Origin of the sequence: Microvirga sp. HBU67558, assembly GCF_018069605.1 — a bacterium.
Lineage (GTDB): Bacteria > Pseudomonadota > Alphaproteobacteria > Rhizobiales > Beijerinckiaceae > Microvirga > Microvirga terrae.
On record NZ_JAGPUP010000560.1, the window covers coordinates 1 to 23,898 of the forward strand.

The following is a 23,898-nucleotide window of genomic DNA, read 5'->3' on the forward strand; positions in this document are numbered from 1 at the left end:
ACCAGAAGCGACGGGTCCTTCAGATCAACAACACGACGCGCAACAGGGTTCGCATGAACGGTCATCTCGTGGCTCCCAGAAGATGAGTGACGGCAGGCGCTCCGAGCGACACGCCTGAGAGGAAAAGGAGAATGAACACGATACGGCGCATCGTGGCCGGCGAGACGGGAGGCGGCCATCGGCGCGCCGCGTAGGTCGCCCCCATGACGCCCGGAATGGCGAGAAGCCCCGTGAGCGTGGATCCGGACGGCAAATTGCCGGACAGCACCACGAGGCCGATCCGGAACACGGCATTAAGCGCGAAGACGGTGACGAGGGTTTCCCTCACCGTCGCGAGCGGCATGGGCTGGCGATAGAAATGGTAGACGAGCGGCGGGCCGGCCGTTGAGAACATCCCGCCCATCAATCCGGCGATGCCGCCGAAGAAACCGAACGAGCCATCGGGCGACTGCTTTGCGAGAGGCTCGGGCTTTCGCGCGAGCTGCAGGCTGGACACGATGATCACGAGACCGAGGATCAGGCGCAGGACATCGGCCTGCGTTCCGGCGAGCCACTCCAGCAGCCAGTATCCGACGAAGAGCAGCGGAATGCTGGCTGCCATGACGATTCCGAATTCGCGCCATGCCACGTCCCGCCACCCTTTCAGGAGCATCTGTGTGGCATTCACGAGCGTCAGCACGCTCACGATCATGGCGGCGTCCGGCAGCGACAGCAGCCCGGTCAGCCCCACGCCGCCCATGGTGATGAGCCCGAAGGCGAAGCCCGTCAGGGTCTGTGCGTAGGCGGCGGCGCCTGTCAGCACGAGAAAGCCGATGAGCTCCGCGCCGGACATTGCTCAGAGTTTCCTCAGGCCAGCAAACAGCTCCGCGAACTCCGAGCCCGTCCGGTAGAACACGGGCGGCTCACCGAAGGGTGCGCCCACCGTGGCATCTCGGCCTCCCGCGAACGTCTTGCCGGACCAGACATGGGTCCACTCGGCGCCCTCTGGAAGATAGGTGCTCCATTCCGTCTTTCCGGCCTGCCAGACGGGCGCGATGAGCAGATCGGGCCCGTAGAGATAGGCATCCTGGATCGCGTAGGTGCGGGCATCGTCCTCGAAATGGAGGAACAGCGGGCGCTGCACCGGCAAGCCCCGGGTCGAAGCTTCCGCCACGAGCGATTTCAGATACGGCACGAGGTGCACGTAGACCCTGGTCATCCTGGCGAAATGGGCGAGGACCTCCGAATCCTGATCGATCTGCAGGTTGTCGCGCGGGCGGTTGCCCTCATGGGTGCGCACCACGGGCGTGAACGCTCCCATCTCGGCCCAGCGCATGACAAGTTCCGCCGTGCGCACATTGCCGAAGAGGCTCGTATAGCCGCCGATGTCGGAATGGTGATAGGCGTTGCCGAGAAGTCCCGACGACAGCGCACCCGACATCACCGTCACGAGCCCGTCATGGCGGGTGAAATCGACCGACTGGTCGCCACCCCACAGCAGCGGACAATGCTTCTGTACCCCGGTGAAGCCGGCCCGCATGAAGAACAGGGCCTCGCCGGTCTTGCCGCGGCTCGCCACCGCGCGTGCGTTCACCTCGGCCCAGAGCGTCGGCCAGGCGTTGTGCATCAGCTTCGCATCGACGCCGTTGGCGAGCTTCACATCGATCGGCAGATATTCCCCGAAATCGGCCATCCAGCCCGAGAGGCCGAAATCGAGCATGTTCTGTCCGATCACCCGCTCGGCGAACCAGGCGGCCGCCTCCGGGTTGGTGAAATCGACGACGCCGCAGTCGAACTCGCCGAAATCGACCAAGGCGGTCTTTCCGCTCTCATCCTTGGCGAAGTAGCCGGCGGCCTCCGCTTCCGGGAAGAGCGACCCGTCGACGGCGAGATAGGGATTCACGTATCCAAGGAAACGGATGCCCCGATCTTCCAGTTCGGCCATCCGCTGGCGAAGACCGGGATAGCGGTCGTCGTTGGCCTTCCAGTCCCAGAACAGCCGCGCTCCGAACGAGGTGTGACGGAGCCCCACCCAATCCTCGCACCACAGTCCCGACACCTTCGTGCCGGCCGCCAGGATGGTTTCCAGCCGCTCGAACGAGTTCGCCCCATCCTTCAGCCCGATGATCGCGCCGCCATAGACCCATTCCGGCAGCGGCGGCTGACGCCCGAAGCGCTCGGACATGGCCTCGACGAGGGAGATGAACGTCGGACGCGCCGAGAGCTCGATCCGTTCGGGGACGGCCCAGATCTCGATCTCGTGGAAGTCGCCGCGTCGGAAGTCGAAAGCGGAATAGGCGGTCGTCTCCACGTGCAGCGTATAGCGCCGGGACGAGAGAAAGGTCGGCTGCGGATAATTGGTATTCCAGTAGTCGCCACCCGACTTGCCGCTGACATCCGCCTTGAAGGTGATCTCCGTCGTCTTGTCCCGTCCGACCCCAGGCTCGGACGTCCAGAGCGGAAAGCGGCGGCCGCGCATGTCGAAATACGACATCTGCTCCCCGCCACCCCAGACGTGCTCGCCCGGCTCGGCCTGAACGCGGAGCCAGATCCGGTTGAGGGCAGCATCCTCCGTCCGGAACGCGATGGCGCCATTCCGGTCATCTCCTGAAAGCTGGAGGATCATCCGGACCGGTTGCCCGGGAGCCGCCGAGAACGCGATGTTTGACCCGGACACGACCGCATGGGCGAGCGGCGTCCGCTCGACGACATAATCCTCGATGTCGAAATTGCCGCGATACATGTCCATCCGGGCATCGCCCTGCCCCACGAAGAGGCACGGGGCGTCGCTGCGATGGCGCAGGATCGGCCTTCCGTCGAGAATGAGATCGAAGCCGTCGGCGGTCTTTTGGATCTGCATGGGATGCTCTCAGTTCTGGGTCAGGCCGGCATCGACGATGAAGTTCGCGCCCGTGCAGCCGCCGCTCTCGTCGGAGCCGAGGAAGAGGGCCATCTTCGCCACGTGGCTGGCATCGAGCCGGAACTTCAACGCCTGGAGGTCGAGGAACTGCTGGTTCAGCTCGGGCGTCAGCCAGAGCTGCTTCTGGCGCTCCGTGAGGATCGCGCCCGGCACGATGCAGTTGACCCTGATATTGGACGGCCCCAGCTCACGGGCGAGCGTGCGGGTCATGCCGTTGATCGCCGCCTTCGCGGTCGTGTAGCCGACCATGCCGGGACGGCCGCGCATCCATGAGATCGAGCCGAGCATCACGATGGAGCCCGCCCCGCGTGCCCCCATGCCCTTCGCGACCGCCTGCGTTGCGAAGAACTGATGGTCGAGGTTCAAAGCGAGCGCCCGCCGCCAGTAGTCCGGCTCCACCTCGGCCATGTCGTGCCGGTCGTCCTTGCCCGCATTGTTCACGAGAACGTCGACGCTACCGAGTTCGTTTTCGATCCGAGCGAGCACCTCGCGGAGCGCCGGAATGTCGGTGACGTCGCAGGAATGGAAGCTGGCACCCGTCGCGTTTGCCAGAGCCCTCCCTGGCTCCTCGGCGATATCGATGAAAGCCACCCGGGCGCCCTGGGCGGCGAAAGCTTTCACCATTTCCTCGCCGATGCCGGACGCGCCGCCCGTGATGACGACCGAACGGTTTTCAAGGGAGCGATATTGGACGGTTGTATAGTCGAATGCCATCGCAGCGCGGCCTCAAACGGAAGGATCGAAACGGTTTTCAGGCAGTCCCGGCACGTCGACCGGCATGGAGAACAGGCTTCCTGACTGCGGAAGGGCCTCGAGCTCAGCCTCGGAACGGCCGTTGCGCGCCGATGTCACGTAGAGGGTCTTCAAGTCGGCGCCGCCGAAGCAGACCATCGTGGGACACCGGGCCGGGACGGGATATTCCGCCAGCAATCGCCCGTCGGGCGCATAGCGCTGGATCCGTCCACCCTCGAACAGAGCCGTCCAGTAGCAGCCTTCCGCATCCACCGCGGCGCCGTCGGGCCGTCCGCGGTCCATCTCGGACGGCTGGAGGCGCACGAACAGGGTCTTGTCCGTGGCCTCGCCAGTCTCGGGCTCATAGGCATAGCGCCAGACCGTGAAGGTCGGCGTATCGGAATGGTAGAGCGAGCGTCCGTCCGGCGAAAATGCGACGCCGTTCGACGTGAGGAGACCGCCGGCAAGTTCCGCAAGCCCGCGCCGGTCGTACCGGTAGAGATGTGCCCTGCCGCCATCCTTCGGCTCGTCGATGGTCCCGGCCAGAAAGCGGCCGGCTGGATCCACGCGGCCATCGTTGAAGCGGCTGGTGCGCTGGTCCTCCGGATTGTCGGCCAGCATCGCCTCGCGGTTTCCCTCGGAGTCCAGCAGCCAGAGGCCCGAGCGGAAACCCGCGATGAAGCCGCCGCCCTTCCGGAATGCGACGCAGCCGATCTCCTCGGGCATCGTCATGACGGCGTGCTCGCCGGTTGCAGGGCGAAAGCGATGGAGCGCCCGCCCCTTGATGTCGACGAAGACCAGCGCCTGCCCGTCGGCGTCCCAGATCGGGCACTCGCCCAACTCGGCGCGGATATCGAGGGCGACGGTCAGCGACATCGCACGCATCCTCAGTAGGCCGCAGTCGGAGCGTTCGACGCCACCGGCTGATCGCGCAGGGCACCCAGCCATTCCGAGGCGCGGCTCGTCATCATGGCGATGTCGGAGGCCACTGCCACATAGCTGTAGCCGTATCCGATGAAGCGGCGCACCATGTCCGGGTTCGGGCCGACAATTCCGACCGGCTTGCCCGCCTCGTGAGCCATCCTCGCCGCCTTCTCGATGAGCGCCTGAACGTCCGGATGCGCGATATTGCCGATATGCCCCATGGCGGCCGCGAGATCGCCGGGCCCAACGAACAACGCGTCGATGCCGGGGACAGCCGCAATGTCCGGCAGACGCTCGATCGCCTCCGGCGTCTCGAGCTGGACGATCACCGCCACCTGATCGTTGGCGCGTTTGAGATAATCCGCCGCGCGGCCGAACCGCGAGCCGCGATGCACCGCGGCGACGCCGCGAACGCCGTCGGGCGGATAGTTGGCGAAAGAGACGGCCTGTCGGGCCTCCTCGGCGGTCTGCACGAACGGGATCATGATCGTCTGGGCGCCCGTATCGAGGACGCGCTTGACGAGTACCTGATCGTTCCAGGCGAGGCGCACGACCGCATCGGCCGGCGTGCAGCCGATGGCGCGCAGGATGTGGGCCAGGTCGGAGACTTCGATCGGCACGTGCTCCATGTCGACGACCAGGAAGTCGAAGCCGCTGTAGCCCATCGCCTCGGCGGTCGCCGGCGCCGCCGCCATGAGCCAGGTGCCGAGCGGCGGGCGCGGTCCCTCGCCCTTCAGCCAGCCTTTGAAGCGGTTCTCAATGTCGATCATGACGTGCCCCTAGAAGATGGACGGCTCGACCACCGGGCCGGGCGCGCTGAGGAAATCGAAGTCGCAGCCCTGATCGGCCTGCGAGACATGGCGCTGGTAGAGGGCCGCGAAAGAGCGGCCGTAGACGTGTGCGGTCGGCTTCCATTCGGCGCGGCGGCGCTGCAGCTCCGCCTCGTCGACCTTCATGTCGAGGCGTCCGGCCTCGACATCGAGCTCTACGAGATCGCCGGTCCGGAGAAGCCCGAGGGGGCCGCCCACGGCGGCCTCGGGGGCCACATGCAGGATGCAGGTGCCATAATGGGTTCCGCTCATGCGCCCGTCGCAGATGCGCACCATGTCGCGCACACCCTGCTTGAGGAGCTTCTTCGGGATCGGCAGGTTGCCCCATTCGGGCATGCCCGGAGCTCCGACCGGGCCGGCATTGCGCAGGACGATGACCGTGTCCTCAGTGACGTCGAGACCGGGGTCGTCGATCGTCCGGTTCATCTCGGCGGGATTGTCGAAGACGAGCGCCGGCCCGACATGCTTGAGGAACTTCGGGTTCGCGGCCGAGGACTTCATCACGGCGCCATTGGGGGCGAGGTTGCCACGCAGCAGCGCGAGCGTCTTGCCGCGCGAGAGCGGCACGATCGGGTTGTCCTCCCCGCGAATGACTTCGTCATTCCAGCACTCCGCACCCGCGATGTTCTCGCCCAGGGATTTGCCGTTCACCGTCATGCCATCCCGGTCGAGATGCCGCTCCAGCTTCTTCAGCAGGGCGAGCAAACCGCCGGCGAAGTAGAAGTCTTCCATCAGGTATTCGCCAGACGGGAAGAGATTGGCGCAGACCGGCACCCTTCCGGCCATGTCGGACATGTCGTCGAGGGTCAGATCGACATTGGCGCGGCGCGCCATGGCGATCAGGTGCACGGCGGCATTGGTGGAGCCTCCCAGCGCCATGTAGGTCACGAGACCGTTGCGGAAGCTCTTTGCATCGAGGAAGCGGGATGGCTTCCAATCTTCCCAGATCATCTCGACGATACGCTCGCCGCAGAGGGAGGCCATACGCGGATGGCCGCTGTCGGCGGCCGGGATCGAGGAGGCGCCGGGGAGCGTGAGGCCCATGGCGTCCACGATGGACGTCATGGTGGAGGCGGTTCCCATGGTGTTGCAGGTACCAATGGAACGGGTCATCCGGCTTTCCAGATCGACCCAGTCTCCTTGAGTAATGTTGCCGGCCCGAAGCTCGTCCCAATACTTCTTGGTATGGGTACCGGCTCCCGTCTTCTGCCCACGCCACTGCCCGTTCGACATCGGACCCGCCGGACAGTAGATCACCGGAATGTCCATGCTGATCGCCCCCATGAGGAGCCCGGGCGTGGACTTGTCGCAACCGCCCAGCAGCACAGCCCCGTCGATCGGATGCGAACGCAGGAGCTCCTCCACCTCCATAGCGAGGAAGTTGCGATAGAGCATCGTGGTGGGCTTCACCATGACCTCGCCGACGGAAAGAGCCGGCAGCTCGACCGGATAGCCCCCGGCCTGCCAGACACCGCGCTTCACGGCCTCCGCCCGGTCGCGCAGATGCGAATGGCAGGGACTCAGGTCGCTCCAGGTGTTGATGATGGCCACGACAGGCTTGCCCAGGAATTCCTCCCGGCGCAGGCCCATCTGCTGGGTGCGCTGGCGGTGCGCGAAGCCGCGCATGTCGTCGGAGGCGAACCAGCGCTGGCTCCGCAACTCCCCGATGGGTCGGCGTGTCATTGCAGTAGTCCCTTATCCCTTGATGCCGCCGGAGGTCAGACCAGACACGACACGCTCCTGGAAGATCACGATCAGGACCGCGACGGGCACGATGCCCACCACGAGCGCGGCCGAAATCACCGGCCATGGGAACGCGAACTCGCCCTGATAGAGCGTGATGCCGACGGGAAGCGTGCGGAGCATCGGGTTGGAGTTGAACGAGAGCGCGAGCAGGAACTCGTCCCAGGAATTCACGAAGGCGAGAATGCCCGCAGTGAACACACCCGGCGCCGCGAGCGGCACCACGACCTTGAACAGCGCGCCCAGGCGTGTGCAGCCGTCGATCATCGCGGAGTTCTCGAGATCACGCGGGATGCCTTCGAAGAACGAAACCAGGATCAGCGTGCAGACCGGGAGGCTCAGCACCGTATAGGGCAGGATCAGGGCGATCCAGGTGTTGAGGAGGTTGAGCGCCCGCATGATCTCGAACAGCGGAACCAGGAGCGTCACCAGCGGGAAGGTCGACACCGCGATGATGGCGGAGAGGATCAGATCCCGGCCCCGGATGTGGAGCCGAGCCAGAGCATAAGCGGCAAGCACCGACACGAAGAGCGTCAGGGCCGTCGAGAGAAGCGCCACCATGAAGCTGTTGAATAGGAACAGGATCAGCGGCTGATCCGTAAAGGCGCGCAGATAGTTGGCGATCGTCGGGGCATGGGGCAGCCACGTGATCGGCTTGAGGGTCAGCTCGGACTCCGTCTTGAGCGACGTGAACAGGATCCACAGTGCCGGAAACATCCCGTTCATGACCAGGATGAACCCGATCAGGATGCGCAGCGGCTTGCCGGAGAAGATCGAGCGAATGGCAGGCGTATCATGGCTCATGGCTATCACCCCTTGGCCCGGATCATGCGCAGGTAGACGGCAGTCACGCCCATGGAGAGGACGAACATGAACACCGCGAGCGCGGAGCCGTAGCCGAGATCGAGGAAGTCGACCGTGTTCTGGTGGATGTACATGGCAAGGGTCGCTGTGGAGGTCCCTGGACCGCCGCGCGTCATGGTGAAGGGAATGTCGAAAGTCTGCAGCGCCGTGATGGTGCGGAAGATCAGCGCTACGACGATGGAGGGCTTGAGCAGGGGTAGCGTGATCTCGAAGAACTGCCTCAGGCGCCCTGCCCCGTCCACCTCCGCCGCCTCGTAGAGGGAGCGCGGAATCGTCTGGAGACCGGCCAGGATGATGAGCGCCATGAACGATGAGGTCTTCCAGATGATCGTCAGGCAGATCGCCGCGAAGGCCCAATTGGCCGAGTTGAACCAGATCACGCCCTCGAAGCCGAGACGGCCCAGCACATCGTTGACGACGCCGTATTCGGAATGAAAGAACCACGCGAAGATGAGGCCCGCGAACGAGAGCGGCAGAGCCCATGGGATCAGGAGCGAGAGACGAACCGGCCATTTTCTCTTGAACGGCAGGTTCGCCATCAGGGCGAGAGCGAGGCCGACGAGCAATGCGCCCGGGACCGTGATCAGCGTGATGAGAACCGTGTTCCAGGTCGTCTCCCAGAACACGGGATCCTCGAACATGAGCGAGTAGTTCTCGAGTCCTGCGAAGGCAGCCGGCGCGCCCGACGTCAGCGACAGGTTCTGGAAGCTGGTCCAGACCAGGCGGCAGACCGGATAGACGATGATGAGCGCCAGCAGCAGTGCCGCCGGCAGCAGCAGCAGCATGGCGAGGGTGCGCTCGCTCGGATCCAGGAACCGCGTCCACCACTTCGTGCCGCTCTCATTACGCGCCGTAACCAAGGTAGTTTCGCTCGCCGTTGCCATCGTCGTGATCCTGCCCGGGTGCAACGTTGAGGATGGATGCCTGAGGGCATCCATCCGATGGGTGTGGATGCGGGTTAGCGCAGAACGCGGCGCAGACGACCTTCCATCTGCGTGGCGCCTTCCTCAGGTGTGGACTGCCCGGCCAAAACGGCGTTGACCGTGGTCCGGATGATGTCGCTCACCTCGTTGTAGCGGGGCGTCACCGGCCGGGCCTTCGCGGTCTCCACAACCGGTCGGGCGCTGGCAAACCACGGAACCGCCTTGGTCACGTCCGCATCGGTGTAGACATCGGGGAATTGCGGAAGCAGAGCGGCGTTGATCGCCATGAACTCCGAGGTCTCGGGGCTCGACAGATACTGAACGAACTTCTGCGCTTCGGTCTTGTTGTTGGAATAGGCGGACACTCCCCATTCCCAGCCGCCCAGGCAGGAGGCCGGCTGGCCGCCCTGCACGGCGGGAAGCTTCACGACCCCGACCTTGTCCTTCACGGCGGATTCGGCGCCCTGGAACTGCCCCCAGGCGTACGACCAGTTGACGGCGAACAGCACGTTGCCGGCCTGGAATTCCTTGCGCGTGTCATCGGTCGCGACTTCCGCGATGTTCTTCTTGGCGACACCCTGGTCGACAAAGTCCTTCCACAGCTTCAGCGACTTCACCGCGGCTTCCTTGTCGAAGGACAGCTTGCCGTTGGAGACCAACTGCTTTCCCATGCTCCAGTACGGCAGCAGGAAGGTGCAGACCGCGCCCTCGATTGCCTTGCCCTGGAAGGAGAGCCCCTGGAGGTTCGTATCCTTCTCGGATTCGGTGACCTTCTTGGCCGCGGTCGCAAGCTCGTCCCAGGTCTGCGGCGGCTGGATCCCGTGTTTCTCGAGAAGATCCTTGCGGTAGTAGAGGAACATGGCATCGGCGAAGGCCGGCAGCGCCACGACCTTGCCCTCGACGGTGTTCGCTTCGGCATAGGCCGGCAGGTAACGCTTCATGTAGGCATCGGCGTCACCGCCGAGCACCTCGTTGAATGGCACGGTCCAGCCGGCTGCCGCATACTGCGCCGGGCGGATCACATCGAGAATCATGACATCGAGCGAAGAATCCTTCGCAGTCATGACGGTGTTGAGGTACTGCGCCTGCGCCTCGGACGTGTTGCCCCCGGTCTCGATGGTCACCTTCACGTTCGGGTTCTTGGCCTCGTACATGTCGAAGGCCTTGCGCCAGACATCCGGACGATGCTGGCTGGACACGAACACGCGCAGATTGGTCTGGGCCACGGCGGCTGAGGCCGTCAGGGTGAGGGCCGCGCCGGCCAGAAGCAGTTTCATGGTTCTGTTCACGATCATCATTTCCTCCTTTAAGTTTTGTCGGAGCCGGTGCCTTGCCGGCTCTTTTTATTGCCATGGTCCCTCAGACGAGGGCCCGTTCCGTCGCCGCATCGAACAGGTGGATTCGGGAGGGATCGACACCGATGGACAGCGTCTCCCCAGGGCTCGGCCGCATCTCCGGCGCGACGCGCGCGGTCAGCGTGGACGAACCGAGAGCGAAATGGATCAGGGTATCGGAGCCCAGCGGCTCCACGACCTGCACTCTTCCGGTCAGGGGCTGGCCTTCGCCCGACGGCAGGAAATGCTCGGGACGGATGCCGACGACGACGTCGCGCCCCTCGAGCGCGCCTGCCTGTCCCGCCGGGCGGCTCTGAAGCGGAATGCTGGAACCGCCATCGAACACCACGGCCCCGCCGTGGATCGTACCTTTGGCGAAATTCATGGCAGGGGATCCGATGAACCCACCCACGAACACGCTCGCCGGAGTGTTGTAGACCTCATCGGGCGTGCCGACCTGCTCGATCTCGCCGCCCTTCAGGATTACGATGCGGTCCGCCAGAGTCATCGCCTCGACCTGGTCGTGCGTCACGTAGATGATCGTTGTGCCGATGGCCTGATGGAGGCGCTTGATCTCGGTTCGGACCTGACCACGCAGCTTGGCATCGAGATTCGAGAGCGGCTCGTCGAACAGAAAGACCTGGGGACGGCGCACGATGGCCCGCCCCATGGCCACGCGCTGGCGCTGCCCGCCGGAGAGCTGGCTCGGCTTGCGGTCGAGCAGTTGGGAGATGCCCAGCATCTCGGCCGCCTGTGCGATACGGGGCTGGATGTCGGCCGCCGGGACACCGCGGACCTTCAGGCTGAAAGCCATGTTCTCGTAGACGGTCTTGTGCGGGTAGAGGGCGTAGTCCTGGAACACCATGGCGATATCGCGCTCGCGCGGTGGCAGCCGATTCACCACCTTGTCGCCGATTCGGATCTCGCCGTCGCTGATGCTCTCGAGGCCAGCGAGCATGCGCAAGGTCGTCGACTTTCCGCAACCGGACGGACCGACCAGCACGACGAATTCGCGGTCGGCGATCTCCAGGTCGATTCCCTTCACGATCCGAAGCGCACCATAACTCTTCTCAAGCTTACGGAAGCTGACTGACGACATGCTCCCTCCCTGTTGTTTTGCGCCGCGCTCCAAGCCGGCACGCCTGCGCCCCTGCGATTGATCCCAGGTCGATTTAGTCTATGAAACCATCATAGCGCTACGATAAGCAGCACGCAAGAGGCTTCTCCAATTGACTAAGAATGCTTGCTGACGGCTCGGCCGTTCCGAAAAATCTATCGAAAACAAGCGGTACGGTGCTTTTCCGTTTGATATGCGAGCCTTCTGTCCTATATTTAGGAGAGCTTCTTCCATCGAAGCGCTACGAAAATAGGGAAGCCGATGGACGCCGATAGCAGCAGCATGCAGACTCGCGGCACCCGTAAGCGGCGCAAGATGCAGCGTGTCACGATGATGGACGTGGCCAAGCTCGCGCAGGTGTCCCCTTCCACGGTCTCGCTTTATCTTCGCAAACCCGCCGCCGTCTCGGCTGCGGCCGGGCAGGAGATCGCCCGCGCCATCTCGACTCTGGGCTACGTTCCCAATCTGGTGGCGGGTGGGTTGGCTGCAGCATCCTCGAAGGTCGTCAGCATCATTGTTCCCTCCATCCGCAACGCCTTCTTCGCCGAAACAGTCTCGACGCTCCAATCGGAACTGGCCGCGGAGGGCCTTCAGGTGCTCCTCGGCCATAGCGAATACGGCGAAGATCAGGAGGAGGCCTTGGTCCGAACGGCGCTCTCCTGGGCGCCGGCCGCCGTGGTCCTGACGGGGCTGTCCCACAGCGCCGAGACCCGAAAGCTCCTGCAGGCGAGCGGCGTGCCCGTGGTCGAAATGTGGGAGCTCGGAGGGAAGCCGATCGACATGGCCGTCGGCTTCTCGCACCCGCATGTGGGCGCGTCCGCCGCGAGACATCTCCTGTCGAAGGGCCGCCGGGCCATCGTCTTCCTCGGCGCGCGCATGCAGGAGGACCATCGCGCCGAGAAGCGCGCGAGCGGTTTTGCCGAGACGGCCCGCATGGGAGACGTCCTATCGTACGAGATCATCAATCATCCCGGCGCTGCTACCGTCGAGACCGGCTCCCTCCTTCTGACCCGTGCCCTTGAGCGGATCCCGAATCTGGACGGCATCGCGTGCTCGAACGATCTGATCGCCCTGGGCGTGCTCTTCGAGTGTCAGCGTCGAGGAATCACCGTTCCGGACGATATTGCGGTCGTCGGCTTCGGCGATCTGGACTTCAGCGCCTCATGCATCCCTTCCCTGACCACGATTCGCCCCTCGGGTGATCTGATCGGAAGGGAGGTCGCCCGGCTGATACTCAACAGCATCCAGGGCGAACGCCCGGAGGGAAGTGCGCGAATTATCGATACCGGCCATGTCCTGATCGAGCGGCGGAGCACGTGACGACGGTTAGGCGTTTCAAACGCCCCAGCACGCTCGGAGCGATCGTCGGGACGGAGCAACGGTACTCCTGTGGACTCCTCCAGTCAGTGGAATCGGGCGCGTCACCCCTGACTCGACTGGAGTTCGTAGCTGTCACCCGTTCTCCGCTTGTGGTAGGAGCCGGATCGGCAATCGGACATGGGAAAGCAGAATCGTGACAGACATCCGCCGCATCGGGGTCGCCGCACGCTACAGCGATCTCGTGATCCACGATGGAACGGCCCGTTTCTCTGGCTACGTGCCAGAGACCACTCTGGGGCATTCGGTCTCCGAGCAGACCCGGGACATCCTCGAGCAGATCGAGCAGTCGCTGGCCGAGATCGGCAGCGACAAAGCCAAGCTCCTGCACGCGATGATCTGGTTGGCGGATATGTCCGATTATGGCGCAATGAATGCCGTCTGGGACTCCTGGATCATTCCGGGTCAGGCTCCGGCCCGCGCGTGTGTCGAGGCGAGGCTGGCCAACCCCGACTACAAGCTCGAGATCCAGGTCGTCGTCGCCCTCTGATCTCTGGCCCCGGTCACGCCCGCTCGGCTCTCGCGCCCGACTTTGCGAGCGCACCCAGGCGCTTGCGCTCGTAGTGCTTCGCCAGCCGCAGGTGGCGCCATGTGGCGTAGTTCATGGAGATCAGGAAACCATAGGTTCCGCGCAGGAAGTGCAACCGGCCGAAATAGACCTTCAGGAACGCGGCCGGGAATTCGAAATAGACCCGCCAGGTCGGAATCGAGATGCCCCTGACCTCGAGATCGACCGCCTGCTGATCGGCGTAGCTGTTGAGCTTGGCCAGCTGGTCCCCAAGGGAGCGCACCGACCGGTGGTGCACCAGGCCCTTCAGCTTCCCGACCTTGGTCCCAGGCTTCAGGTCGACTCGATCATGAACGAGCGAGGACGAATACCGGCCGGCATCCCGGCGATAGAGGCGGACCGGGGCGATCCGGTACGCCAGCGGATGCGGAGCGCTCTCCCCGGGATAGGTCTCGGCGATGCGGATTCCATAGGCTTGGCGGGCCGGCTCCCCATGGGCGAACAGCGCCCGCATCTCGGCGAGCAGCTCCGGCGAGACCTCCTCGTCCGCATCCAGGTTCAACAGCCACTCGTAACGGCACTGGTCCTCCGCGAAGCGCTTCTGGAGACCGTAGCCCGGCCAGGGATTGAAGATCACCCGAGCACCGAGGTCCTGGGCCACCGCCTGGGTTCCATCCGTCGAGCCCGAGTCGACCACGACGATATCGTCCGTCAGTCCGCGGACCGCACGGATGGTGGCTCCGATCCGGTCGGCCTCGTTCTTGGCGATGATGAAAACGGAAACGGGAAGCATGGCACCGGGTGCCTAGCCGCCCTGAAGTTCCGTGGCAAGGGCTTTGAAACGTCACAGGGTCGCGCGGCCGTCCGGCGCTTCCGATCCGGCGACACCCCTCAGAGAAGCTCGCCCTCGCGGGCTTGGCTTGCGGCGGACGTTCCCTGGCGTTTGCGCACGCGCAGTTCCGCCAGGAGCGGGAAATGGTCCGATGCGACCCGGGTCAAAGGATTGCGGACAGGCCCGGCATCGATCACTTCGATAGACTTTGTCACGAAGACATGGTCGAGGCGCAGGACCGGCGCCCGGGTGTGGAAGGTCGGTTGCGGCTCTCCGAAAGAGTTGGAAAGCTGGGCGTCCTGCATCCGGTTCGCGATCATCCGGTAGGACCGCGAATATGGCGGCGCGTTGAAGTCGCCCAGCAACACAGCCGGATCGCCGCAATCCGGGTGGCCGATCCAATCCGACCCGATGAGGGCGGACGCCTGGGTACGCCGTTCTCCGGAGCGCAGCGACAGATGGGCATTGACCACCTGGATGGCCTGGCCGTCCACCTCGACGGCAACCCAGAGGGCGCTGCGCTTCTCGAAGGAGGGCCGCGTCGACTGCGTGGGCAGACGCCCGGACTTGACGATCTTCGAGGCATGGCGGGTCAGGACGGCGATGCCGTATTGCTCGCCCAGGATCCGGATCGTCGGCTGAAAATGGAGGTCCATCCCGAGGCGGGACGCCACGGCAGCCGCCTGATCGATCTCTCCGGACCGCACCCGGCCGACGCGAACCTCTTGCAACGCCACGATGTCCGGATCGCAGGACGCAATGACTTCTGCGATCCGCTGTGGGGAGATCTGCCTGTCCGTGCCGAGCCAGCGATGGACGTTGTAGGTGAGGATCCGAAGGGTTCGCCCCTGTTTGTCGCTATGCTTCAAAGGTCGGCACCGGCTCAATCATTCGTGACAGGTAAATGCACCGCGTCGTTCGGCACAAGCAGGAATTCACCTGCCGCCTAAGCGGCAAACGTGTCGGATCAATGACCCAAACTCGACCCTGGTTCCCTCGGCGCAACCCTGGCAGGCGTCTGATCTGGGTCTCCTTGGAACGGTTTTTCACGCCCCTTGACCTTCCCATGATTGGAAGGATTACACGCTCGTCCCATATGAGGACCAGGAGACTCACCATGGCCGCCGGCAAGACCGTTCCGATCGACACTATCGATATTTCCATCCAGGGCATGACCTGTGCCTCCTGCGTCGGTCGCGTGGAGAAGGCGATCCGCTCGGTGGAGGGCGTCATGGCGGCCAACGTCAACCTTGCGACAGAACGGGCCCATGTGGAGTTCGTGCCCTCCGCGATCACGCCCACGGGAGTCGCTGACGCCATCCGGGCCGCAGGTTACGAGCCCTCCGAAGATGCGCTCGAGCTGAAGATCGACGGCATGACCTGCGCGTCCTGCGTCAACAGGGTCGAGAAGGCGCTCAAGCGCGTCCCGGGCGTCGCCGATGCTTCCGTCAATCTTGCGACGGAGCGGGCTTCCATCCGCTATCTCGGCGACCCGGACATCGTGGGGCGTCTGATCGGAGCCGTCGAACAGGCTGGCTACGAGGCCACGGTGATCCGGCCGGAAGACGGACGGGCCGATCGCGAGCGGGCGGCCCGGGAGGCGGAGATCGCCGGCCTTCGGCGGTCCCTGCTGGTCGCCGCGGCTCTCACCCTGCCGGTCTTCGGGTTTGAGATGGGCTCCCACGTCATCCCGGCCGTCCATGACTGGATCATGGGAACGCTGGGGCACCGCAACAGCTGGTACCTGCAATTCGCCCTGAGCACCCTGGTCCTGTTCGGTCCGGGTCTGCGCTTCTTCCGAAAGGGCATCCCTGCCCTCCTGCGCAGGGCCCCGGACATGAACTCGCTGGTCGCCCTCGGCACGAGCGCGGCCTATGCCTATTCGGTGGTGGCGACCTTCCTGCCTGGGGTCCTGCCGGCCCCTATGGAGAACGTCTATTACGAGGCCGCCGCCGTCATCGTGACCCTGATCCTGCTGGGCCGCTTCTTCGAAGCCAAGGCCAAGGGCCGCACCTCGGAGGCGATCAAGCGCCTCATGGGTCTCCAGGCGAAGACGGCCCGGGTGGTCCGGAGCGGCGAGGCGCTGGAGATTCCCCTCAACCAGGTTCTGAGCGGCGATCTCGTCCAGGTCCGCCCCGGCGAGAAGGTCCCGGTCGATGGTGAATTGGTGGAAGGATCTTCCTTCGTCGATGAATCCATGATCACCGGAGAGCCGGTCCCGGCCCAGAAATCCCCTGGTAGCGAAGTGGTGGGAGGTACCATCAACCGAACCGGCAGCTTCACGTTCCGGGCCACCCGGATCGGAGCCGACACGGTCCTGGCCCAGATCATCCGGATGGTCGAGCAGGCTCAAGGGTCGAAGCTGCCGATCCAAGCCCTCGTCGACCGGGTGACCGCCTGGTTCGTGCCCGCCGTCATGGCGGCCGCCGCCCTCACCTTCGTCGTTTGGCTCCTCGTCGGCCCCGACCCGGCCCTCACGTTCGCGTTGGTCAATGCGGTGGCCGTGCTGATCATCGCCTGCCCCTGCGCCATGGGGTTGGCGACCCCGACTTCGATCATGGTCGGAACCGGACGGGCGGCGGAGCTCGGAGTGCTCTTCCGGCAGGGCGAGGCCCTCCAGAGCCTCAAGGAGGTCAGAGTCGTGGCCCTCGACAAGACCGGCACCCTCACGGAAGGACGCCCCGAGCTGACCGACTTCGTGACCGCGCCCGGCGTCTCCGAGGCCGAAGCGCTGCGGCTGGTCGCCGCCGTGGAGAGCCGCTCCGAGCACCCGGTCGCGCAGGCCATCGTGGCGGCCGCCGAGCGGCGGGGTCTCGCCCTGCCGCCCGCGGAAGGCTTCGAGGCCGAGCCGGGCTTCGGCGTCTCGGCCTCGGTCGAGGGGCGGAGAGTGGCCGTCGGAGCGGACCGCTTCATGACGAAGCTCGGGCTGAGCGTCACCGGCTTCGGCGACATCGCAGCCCGCCTGGGCGCCGAGGGCAAGAGCCCGCTCTATGCCGCCATCGACAGTAGGCTCGCGGCCATCGTGGCGGTCGCGGATCCGATCAAGCCGTCGAGCCCGGAAGCGGTCGCGGCTCTGCACGCGCTCGGGCTGAAGGTCGCCATGATCACCGGCGACAACCGTAGAACCGCCGAGGCGATCGCAAAGCGGATCGGGATCGACGAAGTCGAGGCCGAGGTGCTGCCTGACGGCAAGGTCGAGGCGGTGAAGCGCCTGCGCGGGCAGCACGGCCCGATCGCCTTCGTGGGCGACGGCATCAACGACGCGCCGGCCCTGGCGGAGGCCGATATCGGCATCGCCATCGGGACCGGGACGGACATCGCCATCGAGAGCGCCGACGTGGTGCTCATGTCGGGCGATGTGCGCGGCGTGGTCAACGCCATCGCGTTGTCGAAGGCGACGATTCGCAACATCCGGCAGAACCTGTTCTGGGCCTTCGCCTACAACGTCCTGCTGATCCCAGTGGCGGCCGGCGTGCTCTATCCGGTCGACGGCACCCTGCTGTCGCCGGTCATCGCGGCCGGCGCCATGGCGCTGTCCAGCGTCTTCGTTCTCGGCAACGCCCTGCGCCTGCGCCGCTTCAAGGCTCCGGCCGCATCGGGGCACGCCCTCCCCCGCTCTCGAACCGTCGAAGGTGTCGCATGAATATCGGGCAGGTCGCCGCGGCGTCCGGCGTTTCGGCCAAGATGATCCGCTACTATGAATCCATCGGGCTGATCCCGAAGACCGTGCGCACGGAATCCGGCTACCGGGTCTATTCTGATCATGACGTGCACACCCTGCGCTTCATCCGGCGCTCGCGCGATCTCGGCTTCTCGGTCGAGCAGATCGCCGATCTCGTGTCCCTGTGGCAGGACCGCGACCGGGCGAGCAAGGACGTGAAGGCCATCGCGCTCGACCATGTCGGCGTGCTCGAGCGCAAGATTCGGGAACTGCAGGAGATGGCCTCGACCCTGAAGCATCTCGCCAACAACTGCCACGGGGATGCGCGCCCGCATTGCCCGATCATCGAGGAGCTGGCGAACGACGAGGCCGCGCCGCTCCCGGTGAAGCCGGACGCGAAGTTCGGCGCGTTGGGAAAGGCGCCGGGGCGGTAGACACCTTTGCCCGTCATGGCCGGGCTTGTCCCGGCCATCCCGCTCATGTGAAGCGCCGTGTCTTTCCGATCGGGATCACCGGCACGAGGCCGGCGATGACGAAGACGGTCGATGCCTCATCCCGCCCCCTCACGCGGCCATCTCGACCTCGCGGCCGCGGCCGAGATCGTGCATGATCCGCACATAATCCGGCCTGCGGCGGATCTGGCGTCCGTAGTGCCGCCGCAGGGCCTCGGTGAGCCGCCCGTCGCGCGACAGAAGCCCGTCGGCGAAATCGACCATGCGGGAATTCGGCCAGGCCTGGGGCCGGATTTCTACGAGGCGCTCGAACAACGCGTCCTCGCCTTCGCCCGGATTGGACTGCGCCATGAGCGTCAGCATCGCGGCGGTCGAGCGCGAGACGCCCATGTGGCAATGGACGAGCAGGTGACCCTCGGCCCGGTCGGCCCGCCCTTCGCCCACCTCGTCTCCGAAGCGGAGAATGGCCTCCACGTCCGTTCGCGCAGGCAGGATCATGCCCGGGATCGGCAGGATGATGTCGTGGAAGCGCAGGATCGTTCGGTGATGCGGATCGTAGGCTTCAAAGACCTCCGGATCGGGGTGATCCGGGTCGAGAATGGACAGGACATGCGTCACGGACCGTTCGCGCTGGTCCGGAAGTTCCGAGATGCCGCACACCGTGAGCATCTGAATGGAAGGGCGGTGCATGATCAACGCTCACTCGTTGGCTGAATTGGGACAAAAACCTTAACGGGCCTCACGAAAGAGTTAACTCGTTGCGATCCAAATGGATCGGGTCGTTCAAAATACTGTGTCTTGCAAACAACACTGGACCTTTGCCACATTTGCGCCATGTGAGATCCACCTTGTCGTCACCGGCTAGGCTATGTCTCTTCATGAGTAATGCTGCCGCTTCCGAACACCGGCAGATGAACCCCAAAAACAGAAACTGCAGGTCACCCCACTGATGTTTGCTGCCTTGGCTTCGTGCCCGTCACCGTTGAAAAACGCGATCCGCTTTGCGGCGGTTCTCCTTCCGATGGCCCTGGCGGCCTGCGTCACCACGCAAGCCCCTCCGCAGCAAGCCGTGCGCCGCATCGATCCCGCCTATGCCGCCATGTACGGACCCCGGCCGGACGAGCCGCATCCGCTGCCCGCCACCGACATCTCCGAAGTCGACCCGCGCTTCCTGCGCCGCGAGGTGGCCTATTACGGCCGCGAGGAACCCGGCACCATCGTGGTCGACACCGAGGCGCGCCATCTCTATCTCGTGCGCGAGGGCGGCCGGGCGATCCGCTACGGCATCGGCGTCGGCAAGGAAGGCCTGGCCTGGAGCGGCCGCGCCCGCATCGGCCGCAAGGCCATGTGGCCGCGCTGGACTCCGACCGCCTCCATGATCCGCCGCGAGCCCGAGCGCAATGCCCGCTGGGCCGGCGGCATGGAGGGCGGCCTGAGCAATCCGCTCGGAGCGCGCGCGCTCTACCTCTACAACAACGGCCAGGACACCATGTACCGGCTCCACGGCACCACCGAGCCTTGGTCCATCGGCCAGTCCGTGTCGAGCGGCTGCATCCGCCTGTTCAACCAGGACATCATCGACCTCTACAGCCGGGTGCCCGTCGGCTCGCCGGTGGTCGTCCTGCAGGGCCAGCGCCTGTTCGACGTGGAGGACGGAGCGCGGGTCTCGTCGGCCTATTGAGACGACCGCATCGGGATCAAAAGGGTCAGCCGACGGCTGGCCCTTTTTCTTTTGCTCCCGTCAGCCGTGCTGTAGAATCGCCGCGTCTCTCCTGGAGGCGTGGTCATGACAGTCGAACGTGCGATCCTTCTGACCGTCGGCGGGCTCATCATCGTGAGCGTCCTGCTCGCCGTCTACGTGAATATCCACTGGCTCTGGCTCACCGGGCTCCTCGGCGCCCATCTGGTGCAGGCGTCCTTCACGGGCCTGTGCCCGGTGGTGAGGATGTTCAAGCGCATGGGCCTGCCGAGCAAGCCAGGCTTCACGTGATCCGGTAGCGAGCCCGGCTCTATCGTCGCCTCTTCGCCCTCCCCCGTCATGGCCGGCCTCGTGCCGGCCATCCCGATTGTTTTGAGCGTGACGCCTCTCGGATCGAGATCACCGGCACGAGGCCGGTGCTGACGAACGTGCGATCGGCCCGGGCGTCCCTCCCCCTGGAGGCTTCGCCGAACTGTCCTATGAATCTATGTCCATGAAGCTCAAGGATCGCTCCAGGGATCGCTCATGGACGAATGGTTTTTCTCAGCACTCAAACTGACGACCCGCGCCATCGAGGTCGGCGGGATCGCCATCATCGTCCTGGGCATTCTCGGAGCGAGTCTCGCGGTCCTCTGGCAGGTCCTGCACGGGCGATCGGGGTCGGCAGCCTTCAATCTCTACCGCTCGAATGTGGGCCGCGCGATCCTGCTCGGGCTCGAGTTCCTCGTCGCGGCCGACATCATCAACACGGTGGCGATCGAGCCATCGGTTCAGAGCCTGCTCATCCTCGGCGGTATCGTCCTGATCCGGACCTTCCTCAGCTTCTCGCTGGAGGTCGAGATCGAGGGCCGCTGGCCCTGGGACCGGCACAAGGCCGGCGGCGAACCCTCGTCAGACGGCACCGCCTGAGGCCGGAACGCAGGCCTCGCAGATCGCCTCCACATGACGATGATCGGTGCCGCAGCACCCTCCGAGCACCGACAGCTGCGTCATGCGCTCGCGCAGCCTCCGGTAGTGCCGGGCAAGGTCGTCGGGATCGCCCGGGTCGAGCTCGGTGGATTCATCGAGTTCCGCATGGCTCTTCGCCGACGCGTTGGCGCGAAGCCCCCGGATGCGCCGGATCCATTCGTCCCTGCCCGACAGGATGTCGTCGAAGTGGCTGGGATGCGCGCAGTTGATCATGTAATAGGCCGGGATATGGCCCGTATCCCGATCCGTCCGCTCGATGGCGGACCGGAGCGTCTCGCCGGTCGCGAGCCGGCCGTCGGTTTCGACCGTGAACGAGATCACCACCGGCAGGCCGAGAGCCTCCGCGGCCCGCGCGATGCCGATGGCCTCCTCCGCGTAGTTCATGGTGACGGCGCTGACCATATCCGCCCCGCCCTCGCGAAAGGCTTCCACCTGAGGCGCATGATAGGCCTGCGCCTCCTCCGCGCTCATCTGCGCGTCGGCGCGATAGCCGTCGCCGCGCGGACCGACGACACCGTTGATCAGGATGCGCTCTCTGGTATCGGAGAGGCGATCGCGAAGGCCGGCGGCCCAGCGCACCGCCTCCCGGTTCAGCTCGGACAGGTCCTCGACCGAGACATCGAGCTTGGCGCCCCAATCCGCGTTGGCCCGCCAGGTCGGCGTGTCGAGGATGAAGCCGACGTCCCGCTCCACGGCCGTGCGGATGTAGGGCGTGAAGTAATTCTCAAGCCTTTCTCGCCCCCCCTCGCTGCGCAGAAGTGGAAAGGCCGCAAAGCAGGGCAGATCGATCCCGTCGTGGAAGACGAGCGTCGTCTCGAGACCGCCGTCGGTCAGGAAGATCGCATCGCCCGGAGGCGGAAAGGCGAACCGGCTGCTGGTCATGGAAAGGCTCCCGCATTCGTTGCGAAAACGCACCTCCGTCAGCCCGACGCAGGATCGCGGACCACGGCAGGCGGAAAGATTGCCCGAATGCTCCTGATCCCGATGTGCCTTTCCTCACGTTAGGGCAATGGCAAGATCTTTCTCCCATATTCCCGCGTGGAATTCTCCAATTGTCGGAACGGAACTGTCAGTGGATACGAAGGTGGGATGCCAGGGCTGCCGGAACAGCGAACCGCTTCCGTTCGACTTCACCATGGCGTTCCACCCGATCGTCGATCTCGACCGCGGCACCGTCTGGGGCTACGAGGCGCTGGTCCGGGGGACGCAGGGTCAATCCGCCGGGCAGATCCTGAGCCAGGTCGATGAGCACCTGCAATACAAGTTCGATCAGGCCTGCCGGGTGAAGGCCATCGAACTGGCGGGCCGCCTCTTCCCGCGCACCGAGGAGACGCGGCTGTCCATCAACTTCATGCCGAACGCCGTCTACGAGCCCGCGGCCTGCATCCGGACGTCCCTGGAATCAGCCCGCCGCGTGGGCTTCGACGCGAGGCGGATCATGTTCGAGTTCACCGAGAACGAGCGGATGGCGGACACGAAGCACGTCGCCCGGATCATCGCGGAATACAAGCGCCTCGGCTTCATCACGGCCATCGACGATTTCGGCGCCGGACACGCGGGCCTGAACCTCCTCGCCAACTTCCAGACCGACCTCATCAAGATCGACATGGAAATCATCCGGGGCATCACGGACTCGGCCGCGCGCCGCGCGATCATCGCGGGCATCCTGGTGATGGCCCGCGCCCTCGACATCACGGTGATCGCCGAGGGCATCGAGACGAACGCGGAGCTCGCCACACTGCGTGGTGCCGGCATCAGCCTGTTCCAGGGCTTCCTCTTCGCCAGGCCTGCCGTCGAAAGCCTGCCGGTCGTTCCGCTCGTCGCCTGACCGGGCGCCGGACTTGGCAGTTGACGTAACGGTCGGGCGCGTTTAGGAATGCAGTCCCGGCCGCCAGCCGTCGCCACTCTTCCAGTGTCCGCCGGCTTCATCCCTGTCTTTCCTGCCGCTTCAGCCGCATGGTTGGCGCGCCCTGGCGGCCACGCATCGGCATGGCCCCGACGAAGACAGATGTTTTTCGCCAATCCCGCACAGCGCGATCACAGCAGACGCAGCCCGGGCTTGCTCTTCGGCGACACGTCCATGAGACCCTTCGAAACAGGTCTGTTCCTCGACAGAATACCCTATGTGACATCGGGATCGGGGCCCGATCCCATCGTCGTGCTCAACGGTGGGCAGGCTTTCGTCCGGCGACCGACCCCTGCCCGGGCGCAGCGGGATGCCAGGCGCATCGCGCGCCTGCTGCCCGCCGGCCGGCCGGTCTACGTGCTGGGCTATGACCCGGTGCCGTCAGCCGACCATTCCATCGGGACGATCGTCACCGACGTGGCGCGGATCCTGCGCGACGAGATCGGCCCGGCGACCGTGATGGGCATCTCGTTCGGCGGCTTCGTGGCCGCGCGGCTCGCGGCGGATCATCCTGATCTGGTGAAGCGGCTGATCCTGATGGTGAGCGCCCACCGCTTCTCGCCCGAGGGGCGCCGCAGCATCGACCGGCAGATCGACTGCGCCTGGCGGGGCGACCTCGAAGGGTTCCTCGACGAGTTCGGCCTGGTCTTCCGCCGCCCCTGGCTCAACTGGCTGATCCGCTGGCGATTCAGGCGGGAGCGGACGCGGCTGCGCGAGACGATGAACGATCCTGCGGTGATCGTCCGCGGCCTCAATGCCGTCGCGGGCGAGGATTTCGGTGGCGATCCGTCCTGGCTCGCGTACATCGCCGCGCCGACCCTGGTCGTCGGCGCGACCCGCGATCCGTTCTTCGACGTCGCGGCGCTCCAGGAGACCGCCCGCCACATCCCGTCCGCCCGGCTGCACCTCTTCGAGCGCGAGACCCATATGCTGCCCGTCGAGCGCGCCCGCGCCGCGGCGAAGGTGGTCAAGGGGTTTCTGGCGGCGAAGCCATTCGCCGGATGAGCCCCCTCGAAGCCCCACTCACGTCATCACCGGCACAAGCCCGGCCATGACGTGAGAGGCCGTGACCTGACGTGGGAGGGTGCGGCCACGACGGGAGAGGATGTCGTTCCTGGCCGAGCCATG

Annotated in this window: 23 protein-coding genes; 9 read left to right on the plus strand and 14 right to left on the minus strand. The window is 65.2% G+C overall.

Features of this window, described 5'->3' with window-relative positions; all coding sequences use genetic code 11:
• Positions 1-61: 61 nt before the first annotated feature.
• From KBI52_RS28735 to KBI52_RS28780, 10 genes are all read right to left on the minus strand, one after another.
• Entirely contained in the window at positions 62-832 is a 771-nt protein-coding gene (locus KBI52_RS28735; protein WP_210812481.1) for a sulfite exporter TauE/SafE family protein, read from the minus strand.
• 3 nt (positions 833-835) lie between these two features.
• Positions 836-2,839: an alpha-glucosidase gene (locus KBI52_RS28740; protein ID WP_210812482.1), complete on the minus strand. Its 2,004-nt coding sequence runs from the start codon at positions 2,837-2,839 to the stop codon at positions 836-838.
• A 9-nt stretch (positions 2,840-2,848) separates the two neighbouring features.
• Entirely contained in the window at positions 2,849-3,613 is a 765-nt protein-coding gene (locus KBI52_RS28745; RefSeq protein ID WP_173949307.1) for an SDR family NAD(P)-dependent oxidoreductase, read from the minus strand.
• 12 nt (positions 3,614-3,625) lie between these two features.
• Positions 3,626-4,507: an SMP-30/gluconolactonase/LRE family protein gene (locus KBI52_RS28750; RefSeq protein WP_210272268.1), complete on the minus strand. Its 882-nt coding sequence runs from the start codon at positions 4,505-4,507 to the stop codon at positions 3,626-3,628.
• An 11-nt stretch (positions 4,508-4,518) separates the two neighbouring features.
• Positions 4,519-5,325: an HpcH/HpaI aldolase/citrate lyase family protein gene (locus KBI52_RS28755; RefSeq protein WP_210812483.1), complete on the minus strand. Its 807-nt coding sequence runs from the start codon at positions 5,323-5,325 to the stop codon at positions 4,519-4,521.
• Between the two features lie 9 nt (positions 5,326-5,334).
• Complete coding sequence (gene araD, locus KBI52_RS28760) at positions 5,335-7,068, minus strand: L-arabinonate dehydratase (RefSeq protein ID WP_210812484.1); 1,734 nt, start codon at positions 7,066-7,068, stop codon at positions 5,335-5,337.
• A gap of 12 nt (positions 7,069-7,080) precedes the next feature.
• Positions 7,081-7,932 carry a carbohydrate ABC transporter permease gene (locus KBI52_RS28765; RefSeq protein ID WP_173949303.1) on the minus strand — a complete coding sequence of 284 codons (852 nt, stop codon included), beginning with the start codon at positions 7,930-7,932 and terminating at the stop codon, positions 7,081-7,083.
• Positions 7,933-7,937: 5 nt separating this feature from the next.
• Positions 7,938-8,876, minus strand: coding sequence for a carbohydrate ABC transporter permease (locus KBI52_RS28770; RefSeq protein WP_210812485.1), 939 nt, complete (start codon positions 8,874-8,876; stop codon positions 7,938-7,940).
• A gap of 74 nt (positions 8,877-8,950) precedes the next feature.
• Entirely contained in the window at positions 8,951-10,210 is a 1,260-nt protein-coding gene (locus KBI52_RS28775; RefSeq protein WP_371823225.1) for an ABC transporter substrate-binding protein, read from the minus strand.
• Positions 10,211-10,274: 64 nt separating this feature from the next.
• Entirely contained in the window at positions 10,275-11,348 is a 1,074-nt protein-coding gene (locus KBI52_RS28780) for an ABC transporter ATP-binding protein (protein WP_210812486.1), read from the minus strand.
• Positions 11,349-11,648: 300 nt separating this feature from the next.
• Between KBI52_RS28780 and KBI52_RS28785 the strand changes: the two genes are divergently transcribed.
• Complete coding sequence (locus KBI52_RS28785; protein ID WP_247654708.1) at positions 11,649-12,686, plus strand: LacI family DNA-binding transcriptional regulator; 1,038 nt, start codon at positions 11,649-11,651, stop codon at positions 12,684-12,686.
• A gap of 193 nt (positions 12,687-12,879) precedes the next feature.
• A complete protein-coding gene (locus KBI52_RS28790) occupies positions 12,880-13,233 on the plus strand; it encodes a RidA family protein (protein ID WP_173949300.1) in 354 nt (117 codons plus the stop codon).
• Between the two features lie 13 nt (positions 13,234-13,246).
• On the opposite strand, the gene KBI52_RS28795 is transcribed toward KBI52_RS28790, so the two are convergent.
• Both KBI52_RS28795 and KBI52_RS28800 read right to left on the minus strand, forming a co-directional pair.
• Complete coding sequence (locus KBI52_RS28795; protein ID WP_173949299.1) at positions 13,247-14,044, minus strand: glycosyltransferase family 2 protein; 798 nt, start codon at positions 14,042-14,044, stop codon at positions 13,247-13,249.
• Between the two features lie 98 nt (positions 14,045-14,142).
• Entirely contained in the window at positions 14,143-14,952 is an 810-nt protein-coding gene (locus tag KBI52_RS28800) for an endonuclease/exonuclease/phosphatase family protein (RefSeq protein WP_173949298.1), read from the minus strand.
• A 248-nt stretch (positions 14,953-15,200) separates the two neighbouring features.
• On the opposite strand from KBI52_RS28800, the gene KBI52_RS28805 reads away from it, so the two are divergent.
• Together KBI52_RS28805 and cueR are read left to right on the plus strand one after the other, a co-directional pair.
• Positions 15,201-17,726, plus strand: a complete 2,526-nt coding sequence (locus KBI52_RS28805; RefSeq protein ID WP_210812487.1) for a heavy metal translocating P-type ATPase — start codon at positions 15,201-15,203, stop codon at positions 17,724-17,726.
• Positions 17,723-18,178 (plus strand): Cu(I)-responsive transcriptional regulator, encoded by a 456-nt coding sequence (cueR, locus tag KBI52_RS28810; protein WP_173949296.1) that lies wholly within the window; start codon positions 17,723-17,725, stop codon positions 18,176-18,178. The genes KBI52_RS28805 and cueR overlap by 4 nt, the downstream gene beginning before the upstream one ends.
• 129 nt (positions 18,179-18,307) lie before the next feature.
• On the opposite strand, the gene KBI52_RS28815 is transcribed toward cueR, so the two are convergent.
• Complete coding sequence (locus tag KBI52_RS28815) at positions 18,308-18,886, minus strand: tyrosine phosphatase family protein (protein WP_173949295.1); 579 nt, start codon at positions 18,884-18,886, stop codon at positions 18,308-18,310.
• Positions 18,887-19,145: 259 nt separating this feature from the next.
• Between KBI52_RS28815 and KBI52_RS28820 the strand changes: the two genes are divergently transcribed.
• From KBI52_RS28820 to KBI52_RS28830, 3 genes are all read left to right on the plus strand, one after another.
• Positions 19,146-19,877, plus strand: a complete 732-nt coding sequence (locus tag KBI52_RS28820; RefSeq protein ID WP_173949294.1) for a L,D-transpeptidase — start codon at positions 19,146-19,148, stop codon at positions 19,875-19,877.
• A 105-nt stretch (positions 19,878-19,982) separates the two neighbouring features.
• The gene (locus tag KBI52_RS28825; RefSeq protein ID WP_173949293.1) at positions 19,983-20,186 is read left to right on the plus strand and encodes a DUF2892 domain-containing protein; all 204 of its coding nucleotides are present in this window, start codon (positions 19,983-19,985) and stop codon (positions 20,184-20,186) included.
• Positions 20,187-20,420: 234 nt separating this feature from the next.
• Positions 20,421-20,804 (plus strand): DUF1622 domain-containing protein, encoded by a 384-nt coding sequence (locus tag KBI52_RS28830; protein ID WP_173949292.1) that lies wholly within the window; start codon positions 20,421-20,423, stop codon positions 20,802-20,804.
• Here the strand turns inward: KBI52_RS28830 and KBI52_RS28835 are convergent.
• Positions 20,787-21,746 (minus strand): homocysteine S-methyltransferase family protein, encoded by a 960-nt coding sequence (locus KBI52_RS28835; RefSeq protein WP_210812488.1) that lies wholly within the window; start codon positions 21,744-21,746, stop codon positions 20,787-20,789. The two genes, KBI52_RS28830 and KBI52_RS28835, sit on opposite strands and share 18 nt — an antisense overlap.
• Before the next feature lie 253 nt (positions 21,747-21,999).
• Between KBI52_RS28835 and KBI52_RS28840 the strand changes: the two genes are divergently transcribed.
• Together KBI52_RS28840 and KBI52_RS28845 are read left to right on the plus strand one after the other, a co-directional pair.
• A complete protein-coding gene (locus KBI52_RS28840) occupies positions 22,000-22,692 on the plus strand; it encodes an EAL domain-containing protein (RefSeq protein WP_247654711.1) in 693 nt (230 codons plus the stop codon).
• A gap of 252 nt (positions 22,693-22,944) precedes the next feature.
• Positions 22,945-23,775, plus strand: a complete 831-nt coding sequence (locus KBI52_RS28845) for an alpha/beta fold hydrolase (RefSeq protein ID WP_210812490.1) — start codon at positions 22,945-22,947, stop codon at positions 23,773-23,775.
• Positions 23,776-23,898: the final 123 nt, after the last annotated feature.